Raw genomic sequence first — 20,214 nt, 5'->3', positions numbered from 1 at the left:
GGACATGACCGACCCCTTCCACCTCGCCCACGAATGGCTGAGCGCCACCTACGACATACCGCTGGAAGTGCACCGCACGCCGGTCGCCGAGACCCCGCAGGCCTGGGTGTTCAGCGCCGCCCCGCGGCCGGCCTCCGGCACCGCCGCGGTCGCACCCATGCTCACCTCCCTGGTGTGCGTGCCGAAGAACGGCATCCCGCCCTTCCATCCGGCCACCGACGACCCGTGGGGCGACCTGGCCGACTTCGAGAACGACCCGCGGCCGCGGGACCCCGCAGAGCAGTCCCGCAGGACCAACGCCAGGGGCGCCGTCCTCGCGGCGCACGCCACCGTCGGCGGGGCGCCCGCGACCGCGCTGCCCTGGCAGTCCGCCCACGAGGGCCCCGGCTGGTGGGACGACTTCCTGCGCCGCTACTTCCCCACGGCCGAGGTCGGCCCGTGCCCTGACTGGGACACGGTGATCGCGGCGGTCGGCGAGCCGGGGCCCGGCACCGCGGGCGTGGTCTGGGTCCGCCGTGAACTGCACGGGGCGGAGGCGACCGGCCACCTGCTCTACGCGCAGAACAAGGACGGCCAGGTCGCACTGCTCGACCCGCAGGCGCGGCGGCTCGCCCGGCTGGAGACCGAGAACGTGCGGCAGATCATGCTGGCCAGGATCCCGCCGCCCGCCGCGACGCCTGCCGCACAGCCCGTGGGCCGGGGCGCCGCGGACCTGACGGGCGCGGTGCGCGCGGCCGAGGCATGGCTCCGGCACGTGCACGGCGACCAGGTCGTCCTGGTGGACCCCTCCCCCGCAGACGAGACCTCCCGCGGCTGGCTGTTCGCCTGCAACACCCGCGCCTTCCTGGCCGACGGCAATCCGCAGCACGCGATGCTCGACGCGGCGCTGGTGGTGCCGAAGGACGGCTCCGTGCCCTTCGGCCTGCCGAACTCCGACCCGTGGGGCTGGCTCGACCGCTGGGACCAGGGCGCGCAACCGGGCGTCGACGGATTCCCGCTGCCGCCCGAACCCGGCCCCGCGGCGTGGTTCGCGCCGACGATGAGCCCGCTCGGCGAGGTGGTCGGCGTGACCGACTTCACCGACTGGCGGACCGTGCTGGCCGAGGTGATGGAGATGCCGGTCGGCTCACGGTCGGTGGTGTGGTTGCGCAGGAACGACCGGCGCGGCCGGGAGTCGGTCGGGCTGCTGTGCGTCGCCGCTCAGACCGGGACCGGCCTCGTCCTCATCGACACGGCCAGGGACGCCCCGGCCGAGCTGGAGAGCGAAGGGGTGCGGTCGCTGCACCTGATCCAGTACCGCTGAGGGTGGCGCCCGGGGCGCCCGAGGGTGTGGTTTCGCGCTCGCGGGTCGGCCGGGCTGAGGCTGTCGCGCGGTCGTCCGCGCCGGTCGGTGGGTGGCTCCGGTCGGTCGGGCCGCGTCAGGCGGTGCGGTTGCCCGCGGGCACGGCGTACGCGGGCACGGCGTACGCGGCCGCCTCGCTGGGCTGCGGCCTCGGCGGACCCGACGGGTCAGGAGCGGCGCTTGCGGTCGCGCAGTGCCACGGTCGTACCGGTGATCAGCAGCAGCGCCACCGCCATCCCGCTCACCACGTACGCCGCGGTGCGCTTCTGCCGCTGCCGCGCGGGGTCGCCGAAGGTGAGGGCGGCGGGTACGACCCGGTCCTGCCCCTTGAGCACTCCGGGATCGGGCGTCGGCGAGTCGATCGGCTTCTCGTCGTCGGTGAGCGCGCGGACCGGGTCCACGACGCCCCAGCCGACCAGCGAGTTGTGGCCGAGCGAGGTGCGCTGTGCGGTCTGCTCGATCTGCGCGATGACCTGCTGCGCCGTCCACTTGGGGTGCTTCGCGCGGATCAGCGTGGCGACCCCGGCGACGTACGGCGCCGCGAAACTGGTGCCGTTGTCGACGCACTGGCCTCCGCCGGGAACGGTGGACAGCATGTCCACGCCGGGCGCGGCCACGCCGACGAAGTCCCCCGCCTGGGAGAAGGAGGCGCGTTCGTTGTTGCGGTCCGATGCGCCGACCGCCAGCACACCGGGGTAGGCGCCGGGATAGGTGGTCCGCGCCTTGCCGTCACCGCCGGCGTTGCCCGCGGAGGCGACGACCACCACATCGGCGCGCACGGCGGCGGCGATGGCGTTCCGCAGATCGGGCGCGTCACCCGGCGTGTCCTGCGAGATGTTGATGACCTGGGCGCCCGCGCTGACGGCCCTCTGCAATGCCGTCACCAGATGCGGCACGGTGCCGGTGCCGTCCTCGCTCGCCTGCCGGATCGAGATGATCGTCGCCTCGGGCGCGAGGCCCACGAAACCGGTGGAGGGCGCGGGACGGGCGGCGATGATGCCCGCCACCTCCGTACCGTGCCCGACGGGGTCGGACGTGCCGTGGCCCTTGGCGTCTATCAGGTCGACGCTCTTCGAGGCGTCGACGGCCTGGGTCAACTGGGGGTTCTTGATGTCCACCCCCGAGTCGATCACCGCGACCTTGACGCCACGGCCCTCGGTGCTCTGCCACAGCTGGTTCATCAGGACGCGCTGCAACGACCAGGGGGTCTGCTTGACCGGCGGAGCGGGAAAGGTGCACTGCCCGTCGCCGTCGAGCGGCTGGGCGGCGTGCGGCGAATCAGGCTGGACGGGAGAGGCGGACGCGGTCGCGGCCGCGCCCAGGATCACTCCCGGCATCAGCACCAGAACTGCCGTGGCAGCGGCCACCGACAGCGCACGCCGACGCGGCGGCCCTGCAACCCTCACGACGCCTCTCCTCGGCCCCTACGCCCCGATGGGCCGGCCTGTCGCGCCGACCCGCCGGTCGGCCATGACGACCAGCCGGTCCGGGTCGGCCGCACGACCGGTTCAGTCTCAGCCGAAGTACGACGCGGCCTTCTTGTCGGCCGCGTTGTAGTGACCGCTCGCGATCTGCACCTTGCTCGCGATCGACTCCAGCACCTCGTGCATGTGGTGGGTACGGTTCGCCCACTCGTTGGCGACCGCGTGGAAGGCGGTCTGCGCGTCGCCCTCCCAGTACGCGGCGACGGCGCGGACACGGGTCAGCAGGTTGTCGAGGTCGGTCTCGAGCTGACCGGCCTGCTGCTTGATCGCGCCTGCGGCCTCGTCGAGCGAGGAATAAGTGACCTTGAGTTCACCGGGATCAGACATGATTACCCCCCATGGAAGTAGGTGATAGGGCTCGTGGCGTGGTGGTCGTCAGAGACCGGCGATGCCGCTGCCCGCAGCACTGCCGTTGATGTCGATGCTCTTCATGTCCTGGAGGACATCCTCATCGGTCGAGCCCGAGGTGAGGTTGGTGTCGTGCACGGCTTCCTTGATCTTGTTGAGCAGGATCGCCAGCACGCGGTGGTCCTCGTTGATCAGGCTCTGCTGTGAGTTGAAGGCATTGGCACCGATACCCCGCCAGTGACCTTCGAGGTTGTCGATCACCGTCTGGAGCGCCTTCACCTGACGGTCCATCGAGCCGACCATGTCGTAGATGTCGGTTTCCAGCTTGGCCAGTGAGGCCGCGGTGACCTTCATTCCGGCAGTCATGATTTCTGCCCCTCCCCCATGCAATCGCGTGTACGTCGTAGCGGGCGAAAATGTTACCCGCTCACTCTAGCCACAACACCTACTGATCCCAACAGGCAACCCGCTGGTCCCAGTTGCGCCCTCAGTACGGCGGCGGTGGTGGAGGCGGCCGGTACCCACCATACGGTGGCGGCTGTTGTGGCGGCAGCGGTGGTTGTAGCGGTTGCGCCACAAAGCCCGGCGCTGCGGCGCGCCGGCGCCGCCCGCGTACCGCCAGCGCCGTACCGCCCGCAGCCAGCACGAGAACGGCCGCACCGGCCGCGATCCACGGCGTCGAACTGCCGCCTCCACCACCCGAGTCGGACCCGCCGGCGATCGCCTTGTCGGACGAGGAAGCCGACGGTGCGGGTGCCGCGGAACCGGTCGCACCGGCTGTCGGCATCGAGGACGGTTCTGCGGACTGCTGCCAGCCTTCGTGCTCCGCCAACGGGTAGACATCGGCGGGTCCGGGGTCCCCCGGCGTCTGAAGGGCAACACGCGGCCGCACAGCGCCGTACCCGATCGAGTCATTCCGCTCCGCCCCGTCGGTGGGCTTCGACGCCGTGTTGAGCAGGACCCGCAGGACCTGGTTGGCGGTCCAGGTGGGATGCGCGGACCAGAGGAGGGCGGCGGAGCCGGATGTGAGCGCCGAGGCGTCACTGGTGCCGCTGCTCGTGTTGACGCAGTGCGCCCGGATTCCGCTTGGGCACGCCTTAGAGATGTTGTCGCCGACAGCAGAGATGTCGACCTCTGGACCCTTGGTGGACAGGGCCAAAGCCTTGCCCTTGCTGTCCAGCGCCCCCACTCCCACAACACCACGGCTGGCCGCGGGGTAAGCAAGAGGGCTGCCTTTTTCTCCGGCGTTACCGGTAGAGGCAAAGATCAACTTCCCCTTGCTCCGCGCGTAATCCACAGCACTCTGAAGCTCCGAGATGTCCTGGGGTCGTAGGGACGAAGCAGGCACGCCCTGGGAGAGGTTGATGACCCTCGCCTGGCTGTCAGCGGCATACCTGAGTGCCTTCTCCAACTCCACCGTGAATGACTCAGCGCTCGCAGCCTCGTTCGTATCACGCGGGTCGTTGAAAACCTGGATCGGGAGGATCTTGGCAGCAGGAGCGACCCCGATAGCGCCAGTGCCCCCCTCGCTAGCTCCGGTGCCAGCGATAAGGCTAGACATCCCCGTCCCGTGACCGTCTTTGTCTTTGTAGGGAGAGCTCGCAGGATAAGTGAAGCTCGTCCCGTCCAACACCTGCCCCCGCAGATCCGGAACCGTGCGATCGACTCCCGTGTCGATCACTGCAACTGTGATGTTGGCGCCCTTGCTGATCTTCCAAGCCTCAGGCAATCGCATCGCATCAACGTGCCATTGCAATTGACGTACGGTCTGCGCCTGCGCGGGCAGCGCCCCGAAGCCCAGCACCAAGGCACCGCTCGCGGCGACGACGGCCAGGGCACGCTGTACCCGGGTACGTGCCCGGCGTTTCATCGCTCTTCTCCTCGCAGCGGTACGGCTCGTTCGGGTCGCCCCTGTGTCAGTCGATCACGGGCGGTGCGACGTCGTCGCGGGTCGGGATCCAGTCGTCGTCTTCGATCAGGTGATCGGGACGACGGGTTTTGCGGCGCCGCTCCCGGTCTGAGTTGGTTGATCCGGGAGCGAACTGACCGGCCGGGGTTCGGCCCACGACGCCGCCGGGCTCGCTCGCCAACCGGCCCGCGCTGCCGCGGTTCATGGCGCTACGACCGCCCATACCGGGACTGCCGCCCTCCGCCATGCCACCAGCAGGCATCCGTGCAGCTGCCCCTCGGCCACCGATGACGCTGCCGCGAGGGACCTGCCCCTGGGTGCGACCACCGAGCATCTCCGCTTCGGTGTTCGGGCGGCCGCCATAGATGCCGTTGGCCGTGCTGCGTCGCATAGGCGGTGCGCCGCCGATCTCCTCAGCGGGAGCATTCGCCATATTGCGGGGGTTGAAAGGGCCGCGGGAGCCACGCCCGCCGGCGGTGTTGATGGGCTCGCCGTCGCGCAGCTGGTCCGGAACCGTCGGCCCCGTGCCGCCGATCCGCTGACTCTGGTTGGGCATCGGCTGGAAGGGATTGCCGAGGTTCGGCCCGCCGAGGACCGGGCCGCCGCCACCGCCGGTGTTCGGTGTCACCGGGCTCGGCTGTGTGGTTGTGAGCGGGGACAGGGTGCTGGTCGACTGGATGTGCGTGACCGGCACAGCGCTGTTGTCCGGGGCCGTGGCCACCGGCGATCCGATGGTGGACACATGCGAGGCGTCACTGCTGAACGACGCCTTCTGCACGCCACTGTGCTCCGCGGGGGCCACCGAGTGCCCTGAACTGGTGCTGCCACTCGATGTGTGCGAAACGGGTGACCCCGTCGTTGAGCTGTAGTGCGACGGGTCGTAGTCACGTACATCACTCGGCGGCACGAAAGTCGTAGGCATCGGCGGATACGTCGGCGGCTGCGCGTTGTTGATGATCGCCGCCGAGAACGAGTACGACTGCGCCAGCTTGTGCATCTGGTCGGCCGCCTGGATGCGGGCGGTCTCCAGCTGCGTGTGCGCCTGCGAGATTTCCTTCTGGCCGTCGGGGTCGTGGCGGGCCGCGGGGTCGGCGTGCAGGGCGTCGTATGTGGCCTTCGGGCCGGCCGGGACCTTCGGGATGTCGCGCTTGACCGTGCGCAGCGTGTCGGCGGCCGCCGTGAGCGCCTTGCCGGTGGAGTCGGCGTAGTCGCCGAGCGCCAGCGTGGACTTGGCGACGTTCTTGCCCCAGTCCTTGAAGGCGGCGCCGGACGTGCCCTCCCAGTCGACGTACGCGATGTGGTCGTTGAGGTCGGTGCCGATCTGGTTGATCTTGGTGACGGCCGTGGTGAGGCGGTCACCGAAGCCGGCGAGGGCTTCGGGGTCGGCGTCCTGGACCATGTCCAGCAGTGCCTCGTGCGAGAACGACTCGAAGTCCGTCCGGGAGAAGTCGAGCGCCTTCTCGATCGTCTTCACCACATTGCCGAACAGCCCGCCGGAGGTGCTCCCTGACTGACCGGTCATGTCCTGCCCCCGTCTTCCGTTCCGTTGTTCGTGCGGTCGGCCGTCCGGCTCATCCGACGCCTCCGCTGCCTGCCTGCGAGCCGCTGTCGCTGTTCGGGGTGGAGGAAGTGGTGGCGGGTTGGGCGGCGGAGGCCTTGTTCGGTGCGTTCGGGTCCAGCTTCGGGTCGTAGGCCTGGACGATCTGGTCGTTCAGGTCGAGGAGCTTGCGCTGGGTGCCGAGGTCGACGTTCTTGAAGGTCGAGTGCCCGATGTGCAGCGAGAGACTCATGGCCTCGATCTGGTTGGCCAGGGTCAGTGACAGCTGCTCCAGCTGGTTGTGGACGTAGTTGTACGCCTTCATCAGGTCGTTGGCCTCGCCGAAACCGCTGCCGATCTGGGCGGACTTGACCCGCTCCTGACCGATCTTCTTCGGCGCCACGACTGAACCGTCCAACTCGTCGAGCAGTCCGTCCACACGCGTCTTGAAGCTGCGCAGGTCCTCCAGCGCAACGTGCAGACTGCCGCCACCGCCGCCTACTGGTGCTTCCATCCGAACGTCGTCCCTCCCCCGTGACCCCGGTGGCCACAGACACCACCTGTGTCGAGGTTACCTGTTTCTCGGTCAGTGGTGCGATCAGGATCCCTGCGGTTGTGCCGCGCTTGCGGTGTCCAACGCGGGGCCTTTCGGTAGAAGTTCGGACCAGCGAGACGGGATCGACATCGGCTTGACGTCCTGGTACCCGAGCCGCACCGAGGCCTGGTTGGTCTCCTGCTTGGAGTCGGAGGCCTTGTTGGCGGCGCCGCTGTCGTTGTTGCGCGAGACCGCGTACCGCAGTCCGGTGTCGGTGACCAGGAACAACGTGCCGCCGCTGGTGTCGGTGCCGCTGACCTCCTGGTAGAGCAGGCCGCTGCCGGGCGTGACGTAGGCGCTGCTCGCGCCCTCGACGATCTGCTCGGGGTAGTCCTTGCCCGCCCACATGGTGAGCTTCGGCCCTTCCTGCGCGGTCGCGCCGCCGTGCAGGACGCTGCACGAGACGTCACGGGGTGAATCGCCGTCCGAGGTGTTGACCTGGCTCGGGTCACCCGCCGGCCAGTCGTCGGGAAGGAAGGACGATTGCGTGTCGGCGGGGATTGCGGTCTGCACAGGGGCGGTCTGGATGTTCGCCTGGAGCAGCAGCAGCGCGGCGAATTGGGTGATCGGCGCGACGCCGTCCTTGGTGATGACGTAGTACTCGTAGCCCTTCGCGGATTGGGCCTTGAGAACGGTGCCGACCTTGGCGCTCGCCGCGGGCACGCCGACCACCTGCTCGGTGTCGCCCCGGCCGGCGATGTCAGGGAACCAGATGGGTGTCCCGGTGCCGAGTGAGTCGAGCCAGGTGTCGGAGACGGTCTGCGGCTGCGGGTTCTCGCCGAAGAGCGTGCGCAGCAGCACGCTCATGTCTTCCGGCTTGCGGATCTTCGGGTCGGGGCCGCCCAGTTCGAACTTGGTGCCGTGACTGTCGACGAGGTACTGCACCGCGTCCTCGCCCTGCCCCTGGACGTAGAGGACCTGGTCGGAGCCGAGTCGGGACGACCCGCTCATGGCGTTGGCCTCGTCGCCGCCGAGCACGAACACCGCCTGCTGGACTGCATGGCCGGTACCGCCGCCGGGCCGGTCGCAGACCGCCCAGACCTTCGCCTTGGCCGCGTCGGCCGCACTGGGCAGCCGGTCGGGCGCGTAGGGGATGCCTATGGTGGCGCCGTGCTTGAGCCCGCTGTGGTCGAGCACGGACTCCTTGACCTTGATGACGTCGTAGGCCCCAGGGTCGAGCAGCAGCCGCGCGGACGCCATGTTGAGCACCGGGTGCAGCACGGGCTTGTGGGTGTCCGCATCGTTCAGTACGACGTAGCGCGTGGTGGACTCGTCCGCGACGATCACATGCTTGCCCGGCTCGTCCCAGCCGTGCGGCACCGAGGGGCTTATCAGCCCCCAGGCACCGAAGCCCGCCAGGAGTACGGCGCCGACGACGATGCCGGGCATCAGCGTGCGCAGCGGTCGCGGTGCCCCCTCGTCGGAGCCTGCGGGGCTGGGTTGGAGAAAGGCCGCCACCACGCGTTTGCGCGCGAAGGTGTAGGCGTTGAGCTGTTCCTTGCGTGAGGCCATCGTTCCGCTTTCCCCCCGGGTGACGTCCGCTCGAACCCGCTGCCTCCAGGCACCGTGCCGTCGCGTGGGCAGGGTCGGTCCCCTACTATGCCGGGTGCGCCGCATGTCCTATGACACCGGTACGGTGTGCGGACATCATGACGCCGCACGACGGAGGGCGCAGGGGGATGAGCACCGCAAGCACGACACGCCGTGATCGCAGGCATGGTCCGGCACCGGCCGCGCTGCATCTGAGTTCGCGGCCCGGACGGATCGGTGTGCTCCGCCTGCACCAACTGGCCCTGGTCGAGGTGGCCGCGGCGCTGGTGCTCGTCGGTGCGGCTGCCGGGCGGGCGGTCATGGTGCCCTGCGCGGTGGTGGCGGCCGTGCTGGTGGCCGCGGCGGTGCTGCGCCGCAGGGGCAGGCCGCTGCCCGAGTGGCTGACCAGTGTGATGGCGATGCGGCGCAGGCAGCGTGACGCGGCCAGGGACGCCGCGCGGGAGGCGGGCACCCCGGGCGCCGCCGCGAGTCAGGCGGCCTCCGGGCTCATCGATCCGGCTCTTGCCCCGATCACCGAGTGCGACCCGGCGCTGCGTACGTACACGTTCTCCGGGCGGCGGCGGGAGCGCAGCGTCGGGATGGTGGGCGACGGCTCCTTCCTGACGGCGGTGCTGCTGGTGCAGTCGCGGGACGAACCGCTGCGTACCGCGAGGCCGATGCCGCTGGGGCTGCTCTACGACGCCCTGGAGGTCGACGACATATCCCTTGCGTCGGTCCAGGTGGTGCAGCACGTCCAGCCCGCCCCGGCCCCGCACCTGCCCGCCCAGGCGGTGGCGGCCGTGTCGTACGGACCGCTTCAGGCGCAGTACGGGACGCCGGCGATCCGGGTGACCTGGGTCGCGCTCAAGCTGGACCCCGAGTTGTGCCCGGAGGCCGTGCTGGCCCGCGGTGGCGGTCTCGGCGGTGCCCAGAGGGCGGTGCTGAGGGCCGCGGACCACCTGGCCAGCAGGCTGGCGGGGGCCGGGTTCGAGGCGTCGGTGCTGGACGAGGAGGAGCTGACCGCGGCACTCGCCACCTCGGCGGGTGTCAATCCGCTGGCGACGGCGCTGGCCGGCCGGATCGGCTCGGGACAGCGCAGGACGCTGGAGCGCAGCCGCGCCTGGCGCTGCGACGACCGCTGGCACACCACGTACTGGGTGGGGCGCTGGCCGCAGGGCGGTGGCGCGCTGCCCACGGCCCGGACGATCACCGCGCTCACCGCGGTGCCCGCGATGGCCGGAAGCTTCGCCCTGACGCTGAGCCGTGGCACCGGGCAGACCCCGGCACTGACCGCGTACGTACGGATCACCGCCAGGGACGACCGCCAGCTCACTTCTGCGCGCCGGGAATTGGAACGGGTGGCACGCCAGCACAAGGTCGGACTCGTGCGGCTCGACCGCGAGCAGTTGCCTGGTGTGCTGGCCACGCTGCCGCTGGGGGGTACCAGCTGATGAGCTCTCAGCCGATGCAGCAGGGGCTGCGCGCGGGGATGCGCCCTGCCGGCGAGCCCGACCAGAGCGTGCCGCAGGAACGCCGCAAGGCCAGGCCCGGGTTCGGGTTGCGCGGCCCGCGGCGGGACCGGCACGGGCTGTCGGCGGGGCAACTCGACAGCATGTCGCTGCCGCTGGGCGACGACGGCGTGGTGTCGGGCATCGACGAGGCCGGCAATCCCGCGGTCCTGGGACTCTTCCGGCCCGCGCAGCTGGACGTCGTGGTGATCGGCAGCGTGTGGACCGCCCAGGTGCTGGCGCTGCGCGCGGTCGGCACCGGTGCGCGGGTCGCGGTGGAGTCGGCGCGGCCCCAGGTGTGGACTCCGCTGGCGCAGGCCGCCGGCGGTGGGCAGCAGTGCATGACAGTGCACGACGTGAAGGAACTCCCCTCACAGGGGCCGACGGTGTCCAGCCCGGTGCTCGTCGTACGGGACTGCGGTACGTATCCGCCGCGCAGCCGCCTCGCGAAGGCGCCGTGGCAGGCCGTACTGACGCTGCTGCCCTTCCTGGGACCGCAGGCGCCGAGGCTGCTGGGCGAGGCGGGTCTTGTGGGGATCCAGCGGGTCTCCCCGCAGGAGGCCGAGGTGTTGACCAAGGTGCTGCGGCTGACCCGCGAGGAGGCGGCCGCGCTGCCCGCGCTGGGTGACGGCGTCATGCTCTGGGGCACCCCGCAGCACCGGCAGTTCGTGCTGATACAACCGACCGACGCGGAGGTGGGCCTCCTGGGTGAGGCCCGTCGTATCGACTGAGTTCGTCGTGTGCGGGAGGCCGGCGGGCGCCGGGCAAGGTGCTTTTGCCGCCGTGCAGTTGCTGCTTTTGTCTACCTGACTCGATGCGCCGACGCTTGTCGGTCGCCGGGCCCCTGCGCTTTCCGGTCGCCGCGCGCCGCCTTGGTGGTCGCCTTCGGCAGCGTCGGGTCCTGATGCCGCGTTCCTGAGGCTGCGTTCGGTGGCGCGCGCGGGCACGGCGGGTCGTACTGTGGGAGGACCCGCACCGTCCCGCGGATGCGGGCCCGCCGGAGCAAGCCGTATGGCGGCTCCGGCCGCATGGCCTGCCGCCGAGCCTGCCGGCGGCAGGCTCGGCCGCGGGAATGAGGGAAGCGGACGGCCTGACGGTGGACACGTCCCGGCGATTAGGCTGTCAGTCGAGAGCGGCAGGACAGTGGCGGAAGGGCGCTTGCCCTGCGGCGCACGGGGCGGGGAGCCGGCTACGGATGACTCCCCGACGCAGACCGGGAGGCACAGTGAACAGCGATCGGGACGACAACCGCGCGGGCGGGGCCGCCCCTGTCGAGGAACCGGCCGAAGGCGACGTGACGGGCGAGTACCGCTTCGACTTCACCCCGCCGGCCTGGTACATGCAGAACGGCAGCGGAAGCGGTGGTGAGAGCGAAGGCTCCGACGCGTCGGCTCCGCAGCGGCCGCAACAGCCGCAGCCCGAGCCGGCCGAGGCGCCGGCTCCCGTGGCAGCCGAGCCGCCGGCGGCGCAGCAGCCGGTGGGCCCTGCGGCCGAGGACGTGACGACGCGGGTGCCGGTGTGGGAGATGTTGCCGCCGCGCGCGCCGCAGGAACCCGCGGCGGAGGCCGCCCCGTTGGCCGGCGGCGCACCCTGGTCGGCGGCAGCCGTACCGCCTGCCCACATTCCGCAGCCGCCCCAGGCTCCGGAAGCGGAGGCACCCGAGGCGGAGCCCGAGGCGCCGGACCCGGCACCGGCGCAACCCGTCTGGTCCGGCACCCCGGTGACACCCGCCGTGACCGAATCCGCCGCCGTGGCACCCGAGCCCGTCTCCGTCCCCGAGCCGCAGCCGGAACCGGCGGCACAGGCGCAGCCGGAATCAGCGGGGCAGGCGCAGCCGGAGTCCGAGCCGGACTGGGGATCGGGTCCGGAATCGGAAGCGCCTCCCGAGTTCGGGTCGGCGGAGCATGACGAAGACGCGGACGCCGAGGCCCGGGGCGACCTGGTGGCCCGCGAGACCGTGCGCTTCTCCGCCGCCGCCATACGGCAGGAGATCGAGGAGCGGGCCGGGGTGCGGATCGAGGAGGTCGGCCAGGCGGACCCGCGCCCGCCGCAGCCGCCGGTTCAGGAGCCGGAGGACGCCAGGCCCGCGGCAGCGCAGGAGGAGGTGCGCCCGGAACCGGAGGACGCCAGGCCGGCGCAGATGCCGCCGCAGGACGCGGTACCCCAGGACGCGCCGCCCGCGAACCGGCCTCCCGTGTGGACACCGCTGCCGCAGGCGCCGTCCGTTGCCGAGTCGGCGCCTTGGGCGCCCGCCGCCCCGCAGAGTGCGGTGCCGCCGTTGCCGCCGCACTTCGAGCGTGCAGAACCGCAGTATCCGACCCCGGAGAGCTCCCAGGCCTTCCCCTCCCCCGCCGCGCCACAGGGCGGCCAGGCCGGCCCGCCGCAGGGTCCGCCCGCCGCCTATCCCCCGCCGGTCCCGGCCGCGCCCACCCCGTTCGCGGGGACCGGCCATCCGGCCCCTGATGCGCATGCTCCGGCCCCGCCCAACCCCCAAGGGGGGTACGGCTTCCCGCAGCCGCAGCCGCCGGCGCCGAACGCGCCCGCGGCTCCCGCGGTCGCCGCCCAGCCCGAGCCCCAGGGCGGGTACGGCTTCCCGCAACCTCCCGCGCCGCAGCAGGGCGGCTACGGCTTCCCGCAAGCACCCGCACCCCAGCAGGGCGGCTACGGCTTTCCGCAGCAGCAACCGCCTGCGCCCGCGCCGCAGCACGAGGACAGCCCGGTACCGACCGGGCTGCCGCATCAGCCGGCCCCGTTGGGGGGCAGCGGTCCGCCCGCACAGGGGGGTTACGGTTTTCCGCAGTCACCGCAGCCCGGCTACCCACAGGACGTGGGCGCGGCGCACGAGGTGGCAGGTCCGCTGGCGCCGCTTCCCGCGCAGGGCGGTTACGGCTTCCCGCAGCAGCCGCCGGCGCAGAACCTGCCGGCTCCCTACGCCCATCCGCAGCAGGCCCTGCAGCCGCAGCAACCGCCGCATGAGCAGCATGAGCAGGGGCTGCCAGGCCAGCAGACGCAACAGCCGCCGCATGGCCAGGGAATCGATCCCCGGCAGGCCGGCGGAGGTCCGGGGGCACCCGCGGCGCATCCGGGCCCCGTGGACCCGCGGTCCGGCGGCTGGCCCACGGTGACGCCTGATCAGCGGCAGCGCACGACGCAGGGTGGCGCCCCGCTGGGTTACACCGCGGCCGTCGAGCTGTCCTCCGATCGGCTGCTGCGCAACCAGCCGAAACCGAAGAAGCCGGGCGCCAACGCGCAGCCGAGCAGGTTCAAGATCGGCGGCAAGAAGGAGGAGGCGGAGCGGCAGCGGAAGTTGGAGCTGATCCGCACGCCGGTCCTTTCGTGCTACCGGATCGCGGTGATCAGCCTCAAGGGCGGTGTCGGCAAGACGACGACCACGACCGCGCTGGGTTCGACCCTCGCCAACGAGCGGCAGGACAAGATCCTGGCGATCGACGCCAACCCCGACGCCGGCACGCTCGGCCGCCGGGTGCGCAGGGAGACCGGTGCGACGATCCGCGACCTGGTCCAGGCGATCCCGTATCTGAACAGCTACATGGACATCCGCCGCTTCACCTCGCAGGCGCCCTCGGGGCTCGAGATCATCGCGAACGACGTGGACCCCGCGGTGTCGACGGCGTTCAGCGACGAGGACTACCGGCGGGCGATCGACGTGCTCGGCCGGCAGTATCCGGTCATCCTCACCGACTCGGGCACGGGCCTGCTCTACAGCGCGATGCGCGGGGTGCTGGACCTGGCCGACCAGCTGATCATCGTGTCGACGCCGTCGGTGGACGGCGCGTCGAGTGCGAGTACGACGCTGGACTGGCTGTCGGCGCACGGCTACGCCGATCTGGTGGCGCGCAGCATCACAGTGATCTCGGGGGTCCGCGAGACCGGGAAGATGATCAAGGTCGAAGACATCGTGTCGCACTTCCAGACCCGCTGCCGCGGGGTTCAGGTCGTGCCCTTCGACGAGCATCTGGCGGCGGGCGCCGAGGTGGACCTCGACATGATGCGGCCGAAGACCCGGGAGGCGTACTTCCACCTCGCCGCGATGGTCGCCGAGGACTTCATCCGCGCCCAGCAGGCGCAGGGTCTCTGGACCGCGGACGGCCAGAACCAGCCGCCGCACCAGGCCCCGCCGATGCCGGGTCCCTACGGGGCCCCGGGGCCGTACGGCGGCGCACCGGCCGGCTACCCGGCACCCGGACAGCCGGGACAGCAGGGACAACCCGGTCAGCCCATGCAGCCCGGCCAACCTGGCCAGCCCCCGTACGGGCAACCCGGTCAGCCCGGTCAGCCCGGCCAACCCGGTCAGCCCGGCCAGCACCCTTACGGGCAGCCGCCGTACGGGCAGCCGATGCAGCCAGGCCAGGCCCCGCCCGCTCAGTACGGGGGCCCTCCGCAGGCGCCACAGCCCTATCAGCAGGCAGGTCCCGGCGGGCAGCCGCCGGCGCCGCAGCCCTTCCAGCCGCAGTCGCCGCAGCCACAGGCACCCCAGTCGCAGCAGGGCTGGCCGGTGCCACAGCAGCAGCCGGAGCAGCAGCCGGAGCAGCAGGGGTACGGCTACCCGCCTCCCCCTCCTCCGCAGCAGTAGCAGTAGGGGCGGAAAGCACCGAGCGGGCGTCGGGCCGCAGCCGTGGTTCTCCATGGCTGCGGCCCTTGGCGTGCAAGGGGCCCAACGAGCTGTGTACCTCGCCGGTCGTACGCGGAGTCCCCCCGGGGATGCAGTCGCGGCGGTACGGAATCCGCCCGTGGGCCGTCGCGCGAGGGCGGCCGGGAACGCACGATGGAAACATCCTGATCGCTCCCCTCCGACGCACGTCAAGAGGTCAGTCCCATGATCGAAGCCCACGCCCTGACCAAACGCTACGGCGAGCGCGCCGCGGTGACCGAGCTGAGTTTCACGGTCCGGCCCGGCGCTGTCACCGGCTTCCTCGGGCCGAACGGCGCCGGGAAGTCGACCACGATGCGGATGATCCTCGGGCTCGACGCACCGACCTCCGGCCAGGTGTCGGTCAACGGGAAGCGGTACGCGCAGCACCGGGCGCCGCTGCACGAGGTCGGCGCGATGCTGGAGGCGCGGGCGGTCCACACCGGCCGGAGCGCGTACAACCATCTGCTGGCCTTGGCCGCCACCACCGGGATACCGCGCCGCCGGGTGGACGAGGTCGTGGACATCGTCGGGCTGCGCGAGGTGGCGCGGAAGCGGGCGGGCGGCTTCTCCCTGGGCATGGGCCAGCGGCTCGGTATCGCCAGTGCGCTGCTCGGGGACCCGGCCACCCTGGTCCTCGACGAGCCGGTGAACGGCCTAGATCCCGAGGGCATCCTGTGGATCCGCAATCTGCTCAAGGATCTGGCCGCCGAGGGCCGCACGGTGCTGCTGTCGTCGCATCTGATGTCCGAGATGGCGCTGACCGCCGAGCATCTGATCGTCATAGGCCGCGGCCGGCTGATGGCCGACACCTCTGTTGCGGAGTTCGTCCGGGCCGCGGCGGGCACCTCGGTGCGGGTGCGGACCGACGAGGCGGACCGGCTGCGCCAGCTGCTGGCCGGGCCGGACGTGGCGGTGAGCTCCACCGAGCGCGAGGTGCTCGAGGTGACCGGGCTGAGCAGCGACCGGATCGGGCGCATCGCCGCGGACGCCCGGATAGCCCTGGCCGAGCTGACGCCGCAGCAGGCGTCCTTGGAGGAGGCGTTCATGGAGATGACCAAGGATGCCGTGGAGTATCAGTCCCCGGCGCGCGAGCGGGAAGGACAGCCGGCATGAGCACGACCACCAGTACGGTCATGACGGGCGGCGCCGTGCCACCGTCCGCGACGGCGGCGCCGCGCGGCCAGGTCACCCAGCTGCGGGTGCTGCGCTCCGAGTGGATCAAGATGCGCAGCCTGCGGTCCACCTTCTACACCTTGTTCGCCGCGGTGGTGGCACTGATCGGGCTCGGGGCGCTGTTCTCGACCTTCACAGCGGGTCACTGGGCCCATATGAATCCGCATGAGCGGGCCGATTTCGAACCGGGCCTGACGAGCCTTCGCGGCTTCTTCCTCGCCCAGCTCGCGGTCGGCGTGCTCGGTGTGCTGATGATCAGCGGGGAGTATGCGACCGGGATGATCCGGGCGTCGCTCACCGCGGTGCCGGGCAGGCTGCCGGTGCTGTGGGCGAAGGCGGCGCTGTACGCGGTGGTCACCTGGGTGCTGATGACGGCGGGCGCGCTCGTTGCCTTCCTCATCGGCCAGGGGGTGATGTCGTCGAAGCACATAGGGACCTCGCTGGGCGACCCCGGCGTGCTGCGCCAGGTGATGGGAGTGGGCCTGTATCTCACCGTGGTGGGGCTGCTCGGGGTGGCGATAGGCGCACTGATCAGGAACACGGCGGGCGGTATCGCCGCGGTGTTCGGGCTGCTGCTGGTGGTGCCGGTGCTCGCGGAGGCGCTGCCCGCGTCGTGGGCGAACCATGTCAACCAGTGGCTGCCGAGCAACGCGGGCCAGTCCTTGATCTCCCTGCACCGGGAGGCGCATACGCTGGCGCCATGGACGGGGTTCGCGGTGTTCTGCCTCTACGCGGTGGTGGCACTGGCGGCGGCCGCGGTGCTGCTCAAGCGACGCGACGCGTGACGGTGGCGACGTGACGTTCGCGCTGCCGTCGTCCGGAGGGCCGTCCGCGGAAGCGGCCGAGGTCCCTGGTGCCGCGGGGGTCCCAGGAACCGTGGTCGTCCCTGGTGCCGCGGGGATCCCAGGAACCGCGGGCGTCCCAGGAACCGCGGGGGTCCCGAGGGCCGTGGGCGCCGCGGGATCCGATCCGGCTGTCCAGGAGCCGCATTCCGGCGGCGGGACAACGGTCCCCGGGCCGGGGACGCGAGCGGAGATGTGGGCCGAACGGGTGACCAGGGCAGGCTACGCCCGGGTCGCGGGGCGGCTGCGGCTGTCACCGCCCGCGGTGGACGCGGTGTTCGCGGTGGGAGTGTTCCTGGCCGCGGGGGCCGCGCTGCGCGGGCCCATCAAGCACGATCCGCTGCTGCTGCCGGTGCATGCGGCTCTCGTGCTGCCGTTGATCTGGCGGCGGCGGGCACCGATGGCGGTGTTCTGCGCCATCGCGACCACGGCCCTGGTCCAGTGGAGCCTCGATCTGCGGATCCCGACCGATGTCGCTTTGCTGATCGCCCTGTACGCGGTGGCCGCCTACAGCAGCAGGCGCCGCACGCTGCTCGCCTTCGCCGTGCTGGAGGGGGGCGTCCTGCTGGCGACACTGCGGTGGTCGGTGCACGAGCGGGGTTCGGGGACGTTCGTGTCGCTTTCGGCGATGGCGACCGCGGCCATGGTGCTCGGGCTGAACATGCGCAGCCGGCGGGACCGGCTGGCCACGCTCGAGGACCGGGCGGTGCGGCTGGAGCGGGAACGCGACCAGCAGGCGCAGCTTGCGGTGGCAGGCGAGCGGGCCAGGATCGCCCGTGAGATGCATGACATCGTGACGCACAACCTGTCGGTGATGGTGGCGCTGGCGGACGGTGCGGTCTTCGCCCAGCGGCGGTCACCGGAAAGGGCGGCCACCGCGATGCGGCAGGTGTCGGCGACCGGGCGGCAGGCCATCACGGACATGCGGCGTTTCCTCGGGGTGCTGCGGGCCGACGAGCCGGACGCGCTGCGCCATCCGATGCCCGGTATCGGTCAGCTCGCCGCGCTGGTCGAGCAGGTGCGGGCGGCGGGACTGCCGACCCGGCTGGAGGTGGCGGGCGATCCGGCGGCCGTGCCGGCCGCGGCGCAGCTGACCGTCTACCGGCTGGTGCAGGAGGCGTTGACCAACACCCTCAAACACGCGCCCGCGGGGGCCAAGGCCGATGTGCGGGTCGGCTGCGCGGCGGACGCGGTGGGTGTCACCGTGACCGACGACGGCAGCGGGTCGGTGGTGCCCGGCGATCCCACCGGATCCGCCGGGCACGGGCTGCCCGGCATGCGGGAGCGCGCCGCTGCCTACGGGGGCACCCTGACGGCAGGACCGCTGCCTGGCGGTGGCTGGCAGGTGGCCGCCGTTCTCACTCTGACGACTCCGGAGCCGCTGTGACCGCAGAATCCGCACCGTCCGCCTCCCGGCCCGCGGGCGGTTCCCTGCCAGGGCGGGCGATCCCGCGCAGGCCGGCGGCGCCGGTGATCCGGGTGTTGCTGGTCGATGACGAGCCGCTGCTGCGGATGGCCTTCACGATGGTGCTGGACGCGCAGGCGGACATGCAGCCGGTGGGTGAGGCGGGTGACGGCGCGCAGGCGGTACGGCTCGCCAGGGAGTTGCGGCCCGACGTGGTGCTGATGGACGTCCGGATGCCGGGGACCGACGGCATCGAGGCGACGGCCCGGATCATCGAGAGCTGCCCGCAGTCGAAGGTGCTGATCCTGACGACGTTCGACCTGGACGAGTACGCGTTCGCCGGGCTGCGGGCCGGGGCGTCGGGCTTCCTGCTGAAGAACGCGCTGCCCGAGGAGTTGCTGACGGCGATCCGTTCGGTGGCAGCGGGGGACGCGGTGGTGGCGCCCCGGATCACCCGGCGGCTGCTGGAGAATTTCGCGCACCAGTTGCCGGCCTCGGGCGGCGCGGAGGGCCCGGAGGCGGACGAGCGGATGGCACGGCTGACGGCCCGCGAGCGCGAGGTGCTGGTCGAGGTGGGCCGCGGGCTGTCGAATGCCGAGATCGCGGCGTCGCTGCACCTGGCGGAGGCCACCGTGAAGACCCACTTCAGCAGGGTCCTGGTCAAGCTCGAACTGCGCGACCGGGTCCAGGCGGTGGTCTTCGCCTACGAGACCCGGCTGGTCCGCCCGGCCTGAGGCCCGTCCGGCCGGGCGCGACCCGCCCGCGAGGCCGCACCGGCGCACGCGGGGAGCCTCCGGGGCACGGGGGGGGAACAGCGCCCCGATCCCTCAGCCGTCGGAGCGCGTCGGCTGCTCGGCCGCCCCGATGAGGTCCCTGGCCCGCTTCACGTCGTCGGCCATCCGCTCCAGCAGCGCGTCGACCGTGTCGAACTTCTCCATCCCGCGCAGGTACGCCAGGAAGTCCACGGCCACGTGCAGCCCGTAGAGGTCCAGGTCGACCCGGTCGATGGCGTAGGCCTCGACCGTCCTCGCGGTCCCGTCGAAGGTCGGGTTGGTGCCGACCGAGATCGCCGCCGGCATGGCCTCGTCCCCGACGTGCAGCCAGCCGGCGTAGACGCCGTCGGCGGGGATGGCGGTGTGCGGCAGCGTCTCGACGTTGGCCGTCGGGTAGCCCAGCTCCCGGCCGCGCTGGGCGCCGCGGACGACGACGCCCTCGACCCGGTGCGGTCGGCCGAGCACCTCCGCGGCGCCCTCCACGTCACCCACGCCGATCAGCCGCCGGGTCAGGCTGGAGGAGAACGGCTCGCCGCCGCCCGCCGCGCCGCTCATGAAGAGGTCCACGACATCGAGGTCGTAGTCGTACTTCAGGCCGAGTGCGGAGAGGAAGTCGACGTCGCCGGCCGCCTTGTGGCCGAAGCGGAAGTTCGGGCCCTCCACCACGAGCTTGGCGTGCAGGCCGTCCACCAGGACGGTGCGGACGAACTCGCTCGGTGAGAGCTTCGAGAACTCGCTGGTGAAGGGGATGATCAGCAGTGCGTCCACACCGAGTGCGGCGACCAGTTCCGCGCGGTGGTGGTGGGCGGAAAGCAGCGGGGGGTGGCTGCCGGGCCTGACGACCTCGCTCGGGTGCGGGTCGAAGGTCACGACCACCGACGGCAGCCCCAGTTCGCGGGCCCGCTCCACCGCACGGCCCATGATCAGCTGGTGGCCCCGGTGGACGCCGTCGTAGGAGCCGATGGTGACGACGCAGCGTCCCCAGTCACCGGGAACGTCATCCAAGCCCCGCCAGCGCTGCACCTTGACGCTCCGCTTCCTCGCCGAATCTCTGACATTCGCTTTTCTGCAGAGCCAAGACTGCCATGCCCGTGCCCGGGGGCGCGCCCCTGGG

16 protein-coding genes are annotated in these 20,214 nt (G+C 71.6%); 8 read left to right on the top strand and 8 right to left on the bottom strand.

Features of this window, described 5'->3' with window-relative positions:
- Positions 1 to 4 precede the first annotated feature (4 nt).
- Positions 5 to 1,303: a YrhB domain-containing protein gene (locus ACGFMP_RS26010; protein WP_393675393.1), complete on the top strand. Its 1,299-nt coding sequence runs from the start codon at positions 5 to 7 to the stop codon at positions 1,301 to 1,303.
- Positions 1,304 to 1,509: 206 nt separating this feature from the next.
- On the opposite strand, the gene mycP (ACGFMP_RS26005) is transcribed toward ACGFMP_RS26010, so the two are convergent.
- The 7 genes from mycP (ACGFMP_RS26005) to eccB form a co-directional block, all read right to left on the bottom strand.
- Positions 1,510 to 2,679: a type VII secretion-associated serine protease mycosin gene (gene mycP, locus ACGFMP_RS26005; RefSeq protein WP_393675421.1), complete on the bottom strand. Its 1,170-nt coding sequence runs from the start codon at positions 2,677 to 2,679 to the stop codon at positions 1,510 to 1,512.
- Between the two features lie 177 nt (positions 2,680 to 2,856).
- Positions 2,857 to 3,153: a WXG100 family type VII secretion target gene (locus ACGFMP_RS26000; RefSeq protein ID WP_073500333.1), complete on the bottom strand. Its 297-nt coding sequence runs from the start codon at positions 3,151 to 3,153 to the stop codon at positions 2,857 to 2,859.
- Positions 3,154 to 3,201: 48 nt separating this feature from the next.
- Entirely contained in the window at positions 3,202 to 3,540 is a 339-nt protein-coding gene (locus tag ACGFMP_RS25995; RefSeq protein ID WP_393675392.1) for a WXG100 family type VII secretion target, read from the bottom strand.
- Positions 3,541 to 3,661: 121 nt separating this feature from the next.
- On the bottom strand, positions 3,662 to 5,044 hold the full coding sequence (mycP, locus tag ACGFMP_RS25990) for a type VII secretion-associated serine protease mycosin (RefSeq protein WP_393675391.1): 1,383 nt from the start codon (positions 5,042 to 5,044) through the stop codon (positions 3,662 to 3,664).
- Between the two features lie 46 nt (positions 5,045 to 5,090).
- Positions 5,091 to 6,605: a WXG100 family type VII secretion target gene (locus tag ACGFMP_RS25985; protein WP_393675390.1), complete on the bottom strand. Its 1,515-nt coding sequence runs from the start codon at positions 6,603 to 6,605 to the stop codon at positions 5,091 to 5,093.
- Positions 6,606 to 6,654: 49 nt separating this feature from the next.
- The gene (locus tag ACGFMP_RS25980; RefSeq protein WP_393675389.1) at positions 6,655 to 7,134 is read right to left on the bottom strand and encodes a hypothetical protein; all 480 of its coding nucleotides are present in this window, start codon (positions 7,132 to 7,134) and stop codon (positions 6,655 to 6,657) included.
- Positions 7,135 to 7,218: 84 nt separating this feature from the next.
- Positions 7,219 to 8,727, bottom strand: a complete 1,509-nt coding sequence (gene eccB, locus ACGFMP_RS25975) for a type VII secretion protein EccB (protein ID WP_393675388.1) — start codon at positions 8,725 to 8,727, stop codon at positions 7,219 to 7,221.
- A 167-nt stretch (positions 8,728 to 8,894) separates the two neighbouring features.
- On the opposite strand from eccB, the gene eccE reads away from it, so the two are divergent.
- The 7 genes from eccE to ACGFMP_RS25940 all read left to right on the top strand — a co-directional run bounded on the left by eccE (position 8,895) and on the right by ACGFMP_RS25940 (position 19,061).
- Positions 8,895 to 10,196 (top strand): type VII secretion protein EccE, encoded by a 1,302-nt coding sequence (gene eccE / locus ACGFMP_RS25970; RefSeq protein ID WP_393675387.1) that lies wholly within the window; start codon positions 8,895 to 8,897, stop codon positions 10,194 to 10,196.
- Positions 10,196 to 10,984, top strand: coding sequence for a hypothetical protein (locus ACGFMP_RS25965; protein ID WP_393675386.1), 789 nt, complete (start codon positions 10,196 to 10,198; stop codon positions 10,982 to 10,984). The genes eccE and ACGFMP_RS25965 overlap by 1 nt, the downstream gene beginning before the upstream one ends.
- A gap of 494 nt (positions 10,985 to 11,478) precedes the next feature.
- The gene (locus ACGFMP_RS25960; RefSeq protein WP_393675385.1) at positions 11,479 to 14,847 is read left to right on the top strand and encodes an SCO5717 family growth-regulating ATPase; all 3,369 of its coding nucleotides are present in this window, start codon (positions 11,479 to 11,481) and stop codon (positions 14,845 to 14,847) included.
- 243 nt (positions 14,848 to 15,090) lie between these two features.
- Positions 15,091 to 16,020, top strand: coding sequence for an ATP-binding cassette domain-containing protein (locus ACGFMP_RS25955; RefSeq protein WP_393675384.1), 930 nt, complete (start codon positions 15,091 to 15,093; stop codon positions 16,018 to 16,020).
- Positions 16,017 to 16,865, top strand: coding sequence for an ABC transporter permease (locus ACGFMP_RS25950; protein ID WP_393675383.1), 849 nt, complete (start codon positions 16,017 to 16,019; stop codon positions 16,863 to 16,865). Before ACGFMP_RS25955 ends, ACGFMP_RS25950 begins: the two co-directional genes overlap by 4 nt.
- A gap of 265 nt (positions 16,866 to 17,130) precedes the next feature.
- Complete coding sequence (locus ACGFMP_RS25945; protein WP_393675382.1) at positions 17,131 to 18,309, top strand: sensor histidine kinase; 1,179 nt, start codon at positions 17,131 to 17,133, stop codon at positions 18,307 to 18,309.
- Between the two features lie 83 nt (positions 18,310 to 18,392).
- Positions 18,393 to 19,061 (top strand): response regulator, encoded by a 669-nt coding sequence (locus ACGFMP_RS25940; protein ID WP_393675420.1) that lies wholly within the window; start codon positions 18,393 to 18,395, stop codon positions 19,059 to 19,061.
- Between the two features lie 93 nt (positions 19,062 to 19,154).
- Here ACGFMP_RS25940 and ACGFMP_RS25935 read toward each other — a convergent pair whose 3' ends face one another.
- Entirely contained in the window at positions 19,155 to 20,123 is a 969-nt protein-coding gene (locus tag ACGFMP_RS25935) for a bifunctional riboflavin kinase/FAD synthetase (RefSeq protein ID WP_393675381.1), read from the bottom strand.
- Positions 20,124 to 20,214 lie beyond the last annotated feature (91 nt).

It is taken from the genome of Streptomyces sp. NPDC049040 (genome assembly GCF_043197715.1).
Lineage (GTDB): Bacteria > Actinomycetota > Actinomycetes > Streptomycetales > Streptomycetaceae > Actinacidiphila.
The sequence above is the reverse complement of the archived record's forward strand: the minus strand, read 5'-3'. Positions and strand labels throughout refer to the sequence as shown.